Below are 11,798 nucleotides of genomic sequence, written 5' to 3'. Positions count from 1 at the left end.
CCGCGCAAGCGGTGCCGCTAGCGGAGAAAGACGAGAGATGTTGCTGACCTCCGACCAGGAATCGATCCGCGACGCGGTGCGTGCATTTGCCCAGGAACAACTGTGGCCGCATGCCGCGCGCTGGGACAAGGAGCATCACTTCCCGTTGGAGGCGCACCGGGGGCTGGCGGCGCTGGGCGCCTACGGCATCTGCGTGCCCGAGGAGCTGGGCGGCGCCGGGCTCGATTACCTGACGCTGGCGCTGGTGCTGGAGGAGATCGCCGCCGGCGACGGCGGCACCAGCACGGCGATCAGCGTGACGAACTGCCCCGTCAACGCGATCCTGATGCGCTACGGCAGCGACGCGCAGAAGCAGCGCTGGCTGGTCCCGCTGGCTCGCGGCGAGTTGCTCGGCGCCTTCTGCCTGACCGAGCCGCACGTCGGCAGCGACGCGTCGGCGCTGCGCACCACGGCCACCCGCGAGGGCGGCGGCTACGTGCTGGACGGCGTCAAGCAGTTCATCACCAGCGGCAAGCACGGCCACGTGGCGATCGTGATCGCGGTGACCGACAAGGGCGCCGGCAAGCGCGGCATGAGCGCGTTCATGGTGCCGACCGACACGCCGGGCTACGTGGTCGCGCGGCTGGAAGACAAGATCGGCCAGCACTCCAGCGACACCGCCCAGATCCAGCTGGAGAACTGCCGCATTCCGGCCGACCACCTGATCGGTGAGGAAGGCGAGGGCTACCGGATCGCGCTGTCCGCGCTCGAAGGCGGGCGCATCGGCATCGCGGCGCAGAGCGTCGGCATGGCGCGCAGTGCCTTCGAGGTGGCGCTCGCCTACGCCAGGGAGCGCGAGAGCTTCGGCACGGCGATCCTCAACCATCAGGCGGTCGGCTTCCGGCTGGCGGAGTGCGCCACGAAGCTGGAAGCGGCGCGCCAGCTCATCTGGCATGCGGCGGCCCTGCGCGATGCCGGCCGGCCGTGCCTGAAGGAAGCGGCGATGGCCAAGCTGTTCGCGAGCGAAATGGCCGAGCAGGTCTGCAGTGCCGCCATCCAGACGCTGGGCGGGTATGGCTACGTGGCGGACTTTCCGGTCGAGCGCATCTGGCGTGACGTGCGCGTCTGCCAGATCTACGAAGGCACCTCCGACGTGCAGAAGATCATCATCCAGCGAGCTCTGCAGCAGGAGTAAGAGAAAGTTCTTCGGCACTGCCGAGGGGGCGTCGCCCGGCAGCCGGCAAATATACTGCCGCATGCACGACGAGCTTCATTCCGCAGCGAAGGCCCCGGGTTCAGTGGCGGGACGCCGGGCGGTGCTCGACGCGGCGCACGATCGTTCGGTGCGCATGATCCAGGACGGTGCCCCGTTGCACGCAATCCTCGGCCACCTGGCCACGACGGCCGAGGCGCTCTCCGGCGGGACCACGGTCGCGTCGATCCTGGTCCTGGATGGCGAGGGCCTGTTGCGCAACGGCGCGTCGCCGAACCTGCCGGCCGACTACCTGGACCAGATCGACCGGCTCAAGCCCGACCCCAAGGTCGGCACCTGCGCCGCGGCCGCCGCCACCGGCGAGATCGTGCTCACGCCCAGTTTCTACGCCGACCAGCGCTGGGCCGAGTTGCGCCAGTTGCCGCTGGCGCTCGGGTTCCTGGGCGCCTGGAGCATGCCGATCAAGGGCGCGGACGGCCGGGTGCTGGGCACCTTCGGCACCTATTTCCGCGAGCACCGCGAGCCCACCGCCGAGGAGCGCGAAGCCGTCGCCGTGCTGGCCGCCGCGGCGGCCGAGGCGATCGAGGCGCGCGCCGTGGCCACGGCCGACTGATCGAATACAAGACGAGGAGACCACCATGCCGATCACCAAGGGATTTCGCCAGCTCGTCGACGAAGCGAGCGCGCAGATCACCACCTACAGCGTCCAGGACGTCCGGCAGCGGCTGGCCGACCCCAGGGTGCAGATCGTCGACATCCGCGACGTGCGCGAACTCGAGCGCGAAGGCACGGTGCCCGGCTGCGTCAACGCGCCGCGCGGCATGCTGGAGTTCTGGGTCGATCCGGCCTCGCCCTACTACAAGCCGGTGTTCGGCGAGGAAGGCAAGGAGTACATCCTGTTCTGCGGCGCCGGCTGGCGCAGCGCCCTGGCCACCAAGGCGCTGAAGGACATGGGCATGACCAATGTCGCCCATATCGACGGCGGTTTCGGGGAATGGGTCAGGCAGGGCGCCCCGGTCGAGAGCTACGAAGCCCACCGGGCCCGTCGTCATCCGCCGAAGGCCTGATCCGGGCCGCCGCCGCGCCGCTATGATGGCGCGGCTGCAGGGGGCGGCCCGGCGTCGGCGCCGCTGCGGCCACACCATATGAGAATCATCATCCTGGGCGCCGGCCGCGTCGGCGAGAGCGTGGCGGAAAGCCTGGTTTCCGAACAGAACGACATCACCATCGTAGACCGCGACGCGCGGCGCCTGCGCGATCTCGAAGACCGCATGGACCTGCGCGGCGTCGCCGGCAATGCCATCGAACCGTCGGTGCTGGAGCGCGCGGGGATCCGCGATGCCGACATGCTGATCGCCTGCGCCGAGCTGGACGAAACGAACCTCGTCGCCTGCAAGGTGGCGCACGACCGCTTCGGCGTGCCGTCCACCATCGCCCGCCTGCGTTCCCCCGAGTTCATGGAAAGCGATCCGCTGCTGGGCAAGGCGGGGTTCTCGGTCGACCACGTGATCTGCCCCGAGGAGTCGGTGGTGCGCTACGTGCAGAAGCTGATCGACTATCCCGAGGCGCTGCAGGTGCTGGAGTTCTCCAAGGGGCGGGCCCACCTGGTCGCCGTGCGGGCGACCGAAGGCAGCACGCTGGTCAATCACACGATCTCGGAATTCCGCGAGCTGTTTCCGCAGGCTCAGATGCGGGTGGTCGCCGTCTACCGGCAGGACGTCGAGCAGCCGTGCGGGCCCGGGACGCGCATCCAGCCCGGCGACGAAGTCTTTCTGCTGGCCGACCAGGACCGGATCCGCGACGCGCTCGCGGGCATCCACAGTTTCGACGAGCCGGTGCGCCGGGTGATGATCGCCGGGGCCGGCCGCGTGGGGCTGCGGCTGGCGCGGCGGCTGGCCGGCCGCTACCAGGTCAAGCTGATCGAGCGCGACCGCGTGCGCTGCGAATACCTCGCGTCCCAGCTTCCCACCGACACGCTGGTGCTCGAGGGCGACGGAACCGACGAGGAACTCCTGGCCGACGAGAACGTCGCCAGCATGGACCTGTTCCTGGCGTTGACCAGCGACGACGAGGACAACATCCTGTCGGCGATGCTGGCCAAGCGGCTGGGCGCGCGCCGCGTGCTGTCCCTGATCAACCGCCGCGCGTACGCCGACCTGATCCAGGGCAGCACCATCGACATCGCGGTCTCGCCCGCGCACACCGTGATCGGTGAACTGCTGGCACACGTGCGGCGGGGCGACGTGGTGGCGGTGCACAGCCTGCGGCGCGGCGCCGCGGAAGCCCTGGAAGGGGTCGCCCGTGGCGACGCCAAGACCTCGAAGCTGGTGGGCCGCAGCGTGGCCCAGCTGGAAGGCATCCTGCCGGCCGGTGTGCGCCTGGCCGCCGTCGTGCGCGGCGAGGGCGGCGAGCAGCAGGTGCTGATGCCGCACCACGACACCTACATCGAATCCGACGACCACCTGATCATGTTCATTCCCAGCAAGCGGCAGGTCCGCGACGTCGAGCGGCTGTTCCAGGTGAGTGCCACCTACTTCTGAGCGCCTAGCATCGATGGAGATCCTCCTTCCGGTCCTGGCGGTGCTCTCGCGCGTGCTGGTCGGCTTCTCCGTGGCCTTCCTGGTGCCGCTCGCCTGGGCGTGGAGCCTGGACGGCATCGACCTCGCCCGCATCTGGGCCGGTGCCTTTCTCGGCACGGCGGCCTCGGGGCTGGTGCTGGCCGCGCTGATGCGGCGCTACCAGCGCGAACTGCTGCCCAAAGACGGCTTCCTGCTGGTGAGCCTGGTGTGGATGATCCTGCCGGCGTACGGAGCCGCGCCGCTGATGCTCACGGTGCCAGGCATCGAGTGGTTCACCGCGTATTTCGAGGCGATGAGCGCGCTCACCGCCACCGGCGCAACGGCCTTGTCGCGGCTCGACGCCTTGCCGGTGTCGGTGAACGTGTGGCGGTGTTTCCTTCAATACATCGGCGGGCTGGGGATCATCCTGCTGGTGGTGGCCGTGCTGCCGTTGATGGGGCTGGGGGGCATGCAGCTGTACCGGGCGGAAACGCCGGGACCGATGAAGGACGCGAAGCTCACGCCGCGGATCGCCGAGACGGCGCGCGGCCTGTGGACGGTGTATTTCGTGCTGTCGGCGGCCTGCCTCGTCGGCTACCGCTGGGCCGGCATGAGCTGGGCCGACGCCTTCATGCACATGTGCACCACCATGGGCCTGGGCGGGTTCTCCTCGCACGACGCCAGCTTCGGCCACTGGGACTCGCCGCTGATCGAGGGAGTGGCGATCTTCTTCATGACGCTTTCGGGCGTCAGCTTTGCGCGCTACTTCGTGGTCTGGCGCCAGCGCTCGGCGATGCCGTTGCTGCGCGACGCGGAAGTGCGAGCCTACCTGGCGGTGCTCGCGGCCTCGATTGCGGTCGTCACCATCCTGCTGCTCGTGCGGGGCACCTACGACAGCCCGTGGAAGGCGCTGCGGGAGGCGGCATTCCAGGTGGTTTCGCTGGCGACCACCACCGGCTACGCGTCGACGGACTACGCTTTGTGGCCGGTGTTCGCGCCCGTGCTGCTGATCTTCCTCGGCTGCTTCGCCTCGTGCGCCGGGTCCACCGGCGGCGGCATCAAGATGGTGCGGATGATCCTGCTCGTGAAGCAGGCGCGACGCGAACTCGTGCGCATCATCCATCCGCGGGTCGTCAATCCGGTGACCCTCGGCGGAGGCACGGTTCCGACGAACGTGATCGCCGCCATCCTCGGCTTCATGCTGATCTACGGCGCCAGCATCGTCGGCTTCACGCTGGCGCTGCTCCTGTCGGGCCTGGACCTGATCACCGCGTTTTCCGCCGTCATCGTGTGCGTCAACAACATCGGCCCGGGCCTGGGGCTGGTCGGGCCAGCCTACAACTTCGGCTTCCTCAACGAGTTCCAGCTGTGGGTTTGCACGGCGGCGATGCTGCTGGGTCGGCTGGAACTGCTGTCGGTGCTGGTGCTCTTCACCGCCCAGTTCTGGCGCAAATGAAGCAAGGCGCCGCCCCCGACTGTCCCTGCGGGCGTACCGACGGCCGGGGCCGGCCGCTGGCCTATGCACAGTGCTGCGGCCGCTGGATCGATGCGGATGCAGCGGCTCCCGACGCCGAATCGCTGATGCGCTCGCGCTACACGGCCTTCGCGCGCGGCGACGAACGCTACCTGCTCGCGACCTGGCATGCCAGCACCCGGCCGGCGCAATTGGGGCTCGAGCCAGGCGTCAAGTGGCTGGGGCTGGAGGTGCGCTCGCACCGCGTGGTGGATGCCAGCCACGCGGTGGTGGAATTCGTCGCCCGCTCGCGCCTGCACGGGCGCGCCGACCGCCTGCATGAAACCAGCCGCTTCGTCAGGGAGGCGGACGGGCGCTGGTACTACGTGGATGGCGTGGTCTCTGGAGCGGCCGCCCATCGCCCCTCATAATCGAGCGATGCGAGCACCGGCGAGACCCGACAACGAGGCAGATCGCCTGTCGGACCTGTACGACTACGGCATTCTCGACACACCGGCCGAACGGGTGTTCGACGAGATCGCCGCGCTGGCGGCAACCGTCTGCGGCACGCCGTACGCGGCGCTGACGCTCATCGATGGGGAACGCCAGTGGTTCAAGGCCTCCTTCGGGATCTCCCTGCGGGAGACCGGCAGGGACGAGAGCATCTGCGGCCACGCGATCCTGGAGCGGGAGCTGTTCGAAGTCCCCGACACCTGCAAGGACGCGCGTTTCAACGACAACCTGCTGCTGGCCGGGCCGCCGGAGATCCGCTTCTACGGCGGCAGCCAGCTGACCAGCGCGCGGGGCAACAACATCGGCATGTTGTGCGTGCTGGACGGCCGGCCACGCGAGCTCACGCCGGCGCAGCGCGTCGCGCTCGACCAACTGGCGAACGTCGTGATGGCGGTGCTGGAAGCCAGCAAGGGCTCGCGGCTGCAAAGCTGGCTGGGGACGCTCTTCGACCGGATCGCCGAAGAAGTCTTCATTACCGATCCGGACACTCTGCGCTTCCTGCACGTCAATGCGACCGCGCAGCACGCGCTGGGTTATTCGCTGCAGCAACTGCGCCGCATGACGCCCATGGACGTCACCGCGGACCGTCGGCGGGCGGACTTCGAAGGTTATGTGCGGCAGCTGCGCGCCGGCGCTGCGAACGTGGTGTTCGAGGGCACGCGCCGGCGCAGCGACGGCGTGCACTACCCGGTCGAGGTCCGCTGGCAGTTGCTGGAGACAGGCGGTCGTCCGGTGGTGATGTCGATCGTGCAGGACATCAGCGAACGCAAGCAGGTGGACCGGATGAAGGACGAATTCATCTCCGTCGTGAACCACGAACTGCGCACGCCGCTCACGTCCATCCACGGCGCGGTGAAGCTGTTGCAGCAAGGCGCCGGCGGTCCCATGCCGGCGGCGGCGGCGCGTCTGGTGACGCTGGCCGCCGACAACACCGACCGCCTGCGCCGCATCGTCGACGACATCCTGCACCTGGAGCAGATCGCCTCCGGCAAGATGGAATTCAACCTGGAGCCGCTGGACGCCGCGCGCGTGCTCGACCAGCTCGCGCACGGCTACGAGACGGCCGCGGCGGCCGTCGGCGTGGCGCTGGCCGTTCTGGCCCCGGAGAACCTCCGGCTCACCGCCGACCCGCAGCGCCTCCACCAGGTGATGGCCAACCTGGTCTCCAACGCGATCAAGTTCGCGCCCCGCGACAGCCGCGTGCTGCTGGAGGCCGCGCCGGCCGGGGCCGGCCGGGTGCGGCTCTCGGTCACCGATGCCGGCCCCGGCATTCCCGACCACTTCCGCGAACGCATCTTCCAGCGCTTCGCGCAGGCGGACATGGACAGCCGGCGCACCAAGGGCGGCTCCGGCCTGGGGTTGTCGATCGCCAAGCAGATGACGGAGCACATGGGTGGCAGCATCGGCTACGAATCGCGGCCGGGCCACACCTGCTTCCACGTCACCTTCCCGGAGGTCTCGCCATGAGCGGACGCCGCATCCTGCTGGTCGAGGACGACGACGGCATCCGGACGATCGCCGCGATGACGCTGGGCGAGCTGGGTGGCCACCAGGTGCTGGCCTGCGCTTCGGGCGAGGACGCCATCGCGCGTGCGGCGTCGTTCGCGCCCGAATTGCTGATGCTCGACGTGTCCATGCCCGGAATGGACGGCCCGCAGACCCTGGTCGCGCTGCGCCGGCAGCCGGAACTGCGCAGCGTCCCGGCAGTGTTCCTGACCGCCCACACCAACGCTCGGCAGGTCGCCGAACTGCGCAAGCTGGGGGCCGTCGACGTCATCGCCAAGCCGTTCGATCCGCTGCACCTGTGCGACCGCATCATGGCGGTGCTGACCGGTCCCGGCACCATACCGGCGCCGCTGGAGCGGATGCCGCTGGCGCTGGTGGTGGAGGACGATCCCGGCATCCGCTACCTGCTCGATTTCATCCTGCGGCAGCAGGGCTGGGCGGTGGTCGAGGCCCACGACGGCCGCCAGGGGCTGGCCGCGATCCACGATGGACCGGTGGCCGATGCCGTGCTGCTCGACGTGATGCTGCCGGAGATCGACGGCCTGCAGCTGCTGGAACAGTTGCGCGGGCTGCCGCGATGGAACGGCGTGCCGGTGATGATGCTGACGGCGCAGGGCGACGAGCGATCCGTGGGCAGCGCCCTCGCGGCGGGGGCCGCGGACTATCTGGTCAAGCCGTTCGATCCGGCGGAGCTCGCGAGCCGGCTGGGACGCCTGCGGCGGCCGGCCGGACGCTAATCACCGCTTCGCCGAGACCCGCGGCGTGACGATCCACGCGGTCTCGCCGCGCCACTCCTTGTAATGGGCGATCCGGTTCCAGGCATTCTTCAGGCCGGCGTAGAACAGCGTGGAGGTCGCCACGTAGAACCAGAACCACGAGCGGTGCTGCTTCAGCGCCGGGTCGGCGAGCCGGTACGTGAACAGGATCTGCCCTGGACCGGTGCTGAGCGTGAACAAGGTGGTGACGACGAAGAGCGGCACCAGCCAGTCGAGCCGCCACAGCGAGCCCTCGCGGACCGCCCACCAGGCGACGAGCGGAATGACCTGCATCGACACCCATGGGTACACCTCGCGCCAGGCCAGCAGCTGCAGCATGCCGAGCTTCTGGCGCACCGAGAGGTGCCTCGAACGCAGCGCGGGCACGATCCACTTCAGCGAGATCTGCAGCCAGCCTTGCGCCCACCGCAGCCGCTGCTTGGTCAGTGCCTGCATCGTCTCAGGCGCCAGTTCGCGCGAGACCAGGTGCGGGTCCGAGACGATGCGGCGCCCGCGCACGACGGCGCGCAGCGACGAATCGATGTCCTCGGTCAGCATGAAACCGTGCATCCTCAGCTCCCGCAGCAGCGCGGTGCGCCAGTAGCCGTTGCTGCCGCCGAAGATGCCGAACCCGTGCAGCCGCGCGCGGCCCGGATGGCTCACGGCGTAGATCTGCTCGAACTCGATGGCCACCATTTTCGCGACCCACGACGCGGCGCCGTTGCGGATGAAGCAGTGGCCCTGGACCACGTCCGCGCCGTGCGAGAGCCAGCGCCACGCGCGGCGGAAGCTGTCGGGGTCCGGCTGATGGTCCGCGTCGAAGACGGCGGTGAATTCGCCGGTGGCGTAAGGCAGCGCGAAATTGACGTTCTGCGCCTTCGACGTGCTGCCCGGCACGCGCATGGCCGTGAAGCGCGGATGCTCGCGGGCAATGGCCGCCAGCCGCTGTTCGATCTCCGGCATGTCGCGCGGCGTGTTGTAGGCCAGGATCACCTGCAGCCGCCCTGGATACTGCACCCGCAGGAACGCGGCGATCGTGGCTTCGATGATGGGCGCTTCGTTGGGCAGGTAGGCCGCGATGATGGCCGATGCCGCCGGGTATGGCGTGGCCGGGTCGAGCGGCGGGTCCTCGCGCTTTAGGGCCAGGAAGCCCTCCGCCCAGATGGACAGTGCGGTGAGCGCCAGCATGGCGACCACCACGTCGTACACCAGCTCGCTGATGTCCCAGCCGTGCGTGCCCAGCCACCAGTAGGCGAGGAACGGCAGCGCCAGGCCGACCACCATCGTCAGCAGATACTGGATGGCCAGCAGGTGCCGGCCGTAGAAGTCAAACCACCACAGGCGCAGCGGCCCGGCCCGGCGGACGGCGGCGGTCGTGGCCCGGCGCCAGCGCACCGGGTGGAGATCCAGGTGCCGGGCCGATTGCCCGCACGCCTGCCGCGCTTGCGCCAAGGCATCGGCCGCGCCAGCGCTGCGGCGCAGGTCGCGAAAGCCGATGGCGGGCGAAAACTGCGCCGCCTGGCCGCCAAGTTGCAGGCTGGCGGTTGCCAGCCGGGCCGACAGCGATTGCAGGCGCCGGGCGGCTTCGCGCGCGGAGGTGCCTGGCAGCAGCAACAGGAGGTCGCCCTCGCTGCCGAGCGCGGCGACTTCATCCGCCAGCGCGTCCATCCCGGCCAGCACGCCGACCTGCTCCCAGAGTCGGGCTTCGGCCTGGTGACCGAGGCGCTCCCGGTACTGGTCGAGCTCGGCCAGGCGCAGCACGGCGACGAAGCTTTCGCCCGGCCGTCGCCGGGCTCGCAGCTCGTCGCGCTCATGGGCCGCCAGTTCCAGGAATTGCGGTTCGACCATCCGCGCCACCGACTCGCGCCTTGGAGGAGCCACCGCCGGAATGGCGGCCCGGTGCTTGCGCAGCAGTTGCTGCACCTGGCTGACCAGCTCTTCGGGCTGGAACGGCCAGGGCAGGCACTCGATCCGCAGCGGCCCGGCGCCGGGCGGCGGCAACTCGGCCGCGCGCCCGATCAGCAACAGTGGCGGCGCTGGCGTGGCGCTGCGCAGCGCCGCCAGCAGATCCATGCTGCCCAGCCCGCGGATCGCCGGCGCACTGATGACCAGCGACCACGGCCCGTCCGTCACGTCGGCCACCGTGCCCAGCTGTGGGTGCAGGCCCGCGGCCGCGAGCGGCGCCAGCACGTCGCCTGCCATGTCGCTGGCCAGGCCGATGAGCAGCACGCCGCCGCGGTCTTCCATCACCAGGTCCTTTCCAGGTTGAGGCCGACCGTCGTGCGGGCGAAGCCCCCCGAGGAGGCGAGCGAGCTGAAGCGCTGGACCCGCGCGTCGAGCCGGGTGTGCGCGTCGGCCCGCCAGCCCACGCGCAAGCTGCCGTCGCGGGCCGGTTTGCTGCCGCCGGGACGTGCGTGCTCCTGCCCTGCCGCCATCGCCGCCGTGACGTCCCAGCGGCCCTGTGGCCCGGCGGGCCGCCACGCTGCCCGCAGCGTGACCTGAGTTGCCTCGAACGAGCGTGGGTTGAAATAGCCGTGGTCGAGCTGGCGATCGAAGTCGAACCGCGTGTGGCGCATTCCGATCCAGGCGTCCGGATGGGTGCGCCAGCGGTACTCGGTCTCGAACTGCGCGTCGCGCCGCACATTGCCGTCGCTGTAGTCCGCGCGGGCCAGCCGGAGCGTATGGCGCTGGCGCTCGTTCGGCGTGAAGTCGGCGGACAGTCCATGCTGCCTGGCCGTGATGCCCAGCCGCAACGACTGGAGGTTGTCGAACGTGCCGCGGCTGGTGCTGGCATCGAATCGCCACAGGTCGTTGGGCCACCACGTGAGCCAGCTCGCGTACACGGTCGCATCGTGTGCCGCGCCGGCGCGGGCGCGGATGCGCTCCTGCCCGACCTCGGCGTTGAGTTCCACCGCGTCACTGAAGCGATAGCGGCCGTGCGCCATGGGCCGAGTCACCGTGGTCGAGTCGGCCCCGTCTTCGCGCTCGTACTCGATCCGGTCGAGGCGCACGCCCGCGGTGCCCCGGCCCTGGTCGAAGGCGAGCGCGTGCCCGGCGCGGGCGCTGCGGATCGCCAGCTGGTCGGACTGACTGGAATGCTGCACTTCGGCGGCGGAGCGCGGCGCCTCGCTTCGGTCCAGATCCAGGGCGAGCTGGCGAGCCGCAGCGCCGCCGGCCCCGGCCAGCGACGCGCGCGCGCGATCCGGCCGGCCCATCCATGCCTGTGCCTGGGCCAGCATCACGCGTGCCTCTCCGTCGCCGGGATCGGCGCGCAGCACCGATTCCAGGTGGGCCACGGCTTCGCGCTGGCGGCCGCTCCAGCTGAGGGCGCGTCCCAGGTTGCGCGCCGCGTCGCGATCCTCCGGTTGTTCGCGCACCAGGGCCTCGAACACCGGCCTGGCGCGACTGGGCTGGTCGGTCCACAGCAGCGCGAGACCCAGTCCCTTGAGCAGGCGCAGCCGTTCGTCGCGCGAGCGAGGCGACTGCAGCGCTTCGCGGTAGAGCGGCGCGGCCTGCGCGGACCGGCCAGAGTAGTTCAGCTGATCGGCGTATTCCTGCAGCAGCTCACGGCGGCGGTCCGGAGCCTGGGCGATCGCGCGGGCGAACAGGTCGGCGGCTTCGCGGTTGCGATCGGCGCGGGCCGCGGCCCGGGCGGCGTCGACCAGCGACTCCGGCGCCACCGCATCGGCGGGGACAGGCACGGCCGCGCCCACTTGCGCGAGGCACTGGGGCGCGGCCGCCGCGGCGACAATGAAGGCCAGGACGGTCGACGCGGCGGTGCTCATGCTTGCGCAGCCTACCATGTGCACGGCTGGGTCGCC

10 protein-coding genes are annotated in these 11,798 nt (G+C 70.2%); 8 read left to right on the top strand and 2 right to left on the bottom strand.

The features are described 5' to 3' along the window. Positions 1-37: 37 nt before the first annotated feature. From RAMLITH_RS20250 to RAMLITH_RS25890, 8 genes are all read left to right on the top strand, one after another. A complete protein-coding gene (locus RAMLITH_RS20250) occupies positions 38-1,174 on the top strand; it encodes an acyl-CoA dehydrogenase family protein (protein ID WP_168109267.1) in 1,137 nt (378 codons plus the stop codon). Between the two features lie 61 nt (positions 1,175-1,235). Beyond that, the gene (locus tag RAMLITH_RS20245; RefSeq protein ID WP_168109266.1) at positions 1,236-1,805 is read left to right on the top strand and encodes a GAF domain-containing protein; all 570 of its coding nucleotides are present in this window, start codon (positions 1,236-1,238) and stop codon (positions 1,803-1,805) included. Between the two features lie 25 nt (positions 1,806-1,830). Then, entirely contained in the window at positions 1,831-2,259 is a 429-nt protein-coding gene (locus tag RAMLITH_RS20240; RefSeq protein ID WP_168109265.1) for a rhodanese-like domain-containing protein, read from the top strand. Between the two features lie 78 nt (positions 2,260-2,337). Continuing rightward, positions 2,338-3,732 (top strand): Trk system potassium transporter TrkA, encoded by a 1,395-nt coding sequence (gene trkA, locus RAMLITH_RS20235; protein WP_168109264.1) that lies wholly within the window; start codon positions 2,338-2,340, stop codon positions 3,730-3,732. Positions 3,733-3,745: 13 nt separating this feature from the next. Continuing rightward, on the top strand, positions 3,746-5,206 hold the full coding sequence (locus RAMLITH_RS20230) for a TrkH family potassium uptake protein (RefSeq protein WP_168109263.1): 1,461 nt from the start codon (positions 3,746-3,748) through the stop codon (positions 5,204-5,206). Beyond that, a complete protein-coding gene (locus RAMLITH_RS20225; RefSeq protein ID WP_168109262.1) occupies positions 5,203-5,634 on the top strand; it encodes a YchJ family protein in 432 nt (143 codons plus the stop codon). The genes RAMLITH_RS20230 and RAMLITH_RS20225 overlap by 4 nt, the downstream gene beginning before the upstream one ends. A 7-nt stretch (positions 5,635-5,641) precedes the next feature. Beyond that, complete coding sequence (locus RAMLITH_RS20220; protein WP_168109261.1) at positions 5,642-7,183, top strand: GAF domain-containing sensor histidine kinase; 1,542 nt, start codon at positions 5,642-5,644, stop codon at positions 7,181-7,183. Continuing rightward, positions 7,180-7,959, top strand: coding sequence for a response regulator transcription factor (locus RAMLITH_RS25890; RefSeq protein ID WP_168109260.1), 780 nt, complete (start codon positions 7,180-7,182; stop codon positions 7,957-7,959). The genes RAMLITH_RS20220 and RAMLITH_RS25890 overlap by 4 nt, the downstream gene beginning before the upstream one ends. Here the strand turns inward: RAMLITH_RS25890 and RAMLITH_RS20210 are convergent, their stop codons facing one another. Together RAMLITH_RS20210 and RAMLITH_RS20205 are read right to left on the bottom strand one after the other, a co-directional pair. Then, positions 7,960-10,224, bottom strand: a complete 2,265-nt coding sequence (locus RAMLITH_RS20210) for a glycosyltransferase family 2 protein (protein ID WP_168109259.1) — start codon at positions 10,222-10,224, stop codon at positions 7,960-7,962. Then, the gene (locus RAMLITH_RS20205; protein ID WP_168109258.1) at positions 10,224-11,762 is read right to left on the bottom strand and encodes a tetratricopeptide repeat protein; all 1,539 of its coding nucleotides are present in this window, start codon (positions 11,760-11,762) and stop codon (positions 10,224-10,226) included. Before RAMLITH_RS20205 ends, RAMLITH_RS20210 begins: the two co-directional genes overlap by 1 nt. Positions 11,763-11,798 lie beyond the last annotated feature (36 nt).

Origin of the sequence: Ramlibacter lithotrophicus (genome assembly GCF_012184415.1) — a bacterium.
Classification (GTDB): domain Bacteria; phylum Pseudomonadota; class Gammaproteobacteria; order Burkholderiales; family Burkholderiaceae_C; genus Ramlibacter; species Ramlibacter lithotrophicus.
The sequence above is the reverse complement of the archived record's forward strand: the minus strand, read 5'-3'. Positions and strand labels throughout refer to the sequence as shown.

Coding starts and splice junctions, on each gene's coding strand:
- RAMLITH_RS20250 (WP_168109267.1), top strand. CDS start 38: ATGTTGCTGACCTCCGACCAGGAATCGATCCGCGACGCGGTGCGTGCA.
- RAMLITH_RS20245 (WP_168109266.1), top strand. CDS start 1,236: ATGCACGACGAGCTTCATTCCGCAGCGAAGGCCCCGGGTTCAGTGGCG.
- RAMLITH_RS20240 (WP_168109265.1), top strand. CDS start 1,831: ATGCCGATCACCAAGGGATTTCGCCAGCTCGTCGACGAAGCGAGCGCG.
- trkA (WP_168109264.1), top strand. CDS start 2,338: ATGAGAATCATCATCCTGGGCGCCGGCCGCGTCGGCGAGAGCGTGGCG.
- RAMLITH_RS20230 (WP_168109263.1), top strand. CDS start 3,746: ATGGAGATCCTCCTTCCGGTCCTGGCGGTGCTCTCGCGCGTGCTGGTC.
- RAMLITH_RS20225 (WP_168109262.1), top strand. CDS start 5,203: ATGAAGCAAGGCGCCGCCCCCGACTGTCCCTGCGGGCGTACCGACGGC.
- RAMLITH_RS20220 (WP_168109261.1), top strand. CDS start 5,642: ATGCGAGCACCGGCGAGACCCGACAACGAGGCAGATCGCCTGTCGGAC.
- RAMLITH_RS25890 (WP_168109260.1), top strand. CDS start 7,180: ATGAGCGGACGCCGCATCCTGCTGGTCGAGGACGACGACGGCATCCGG.
- RAMLITH_RS20210 (WP_168109259.1), bottom strand. CDS start 10,224: ATGGAAGACCGCGGCGGCGTGCTGCTCATCGGCCTGGCCAGCGACATG.
- RAMLITH_RS20205 (WP_168109258.1), bottom strand. CDS start 11,762: ATGAGCACCGCCGCGTCGACCGTCCTGGCCTTCATTGTCGCCGCGGCG.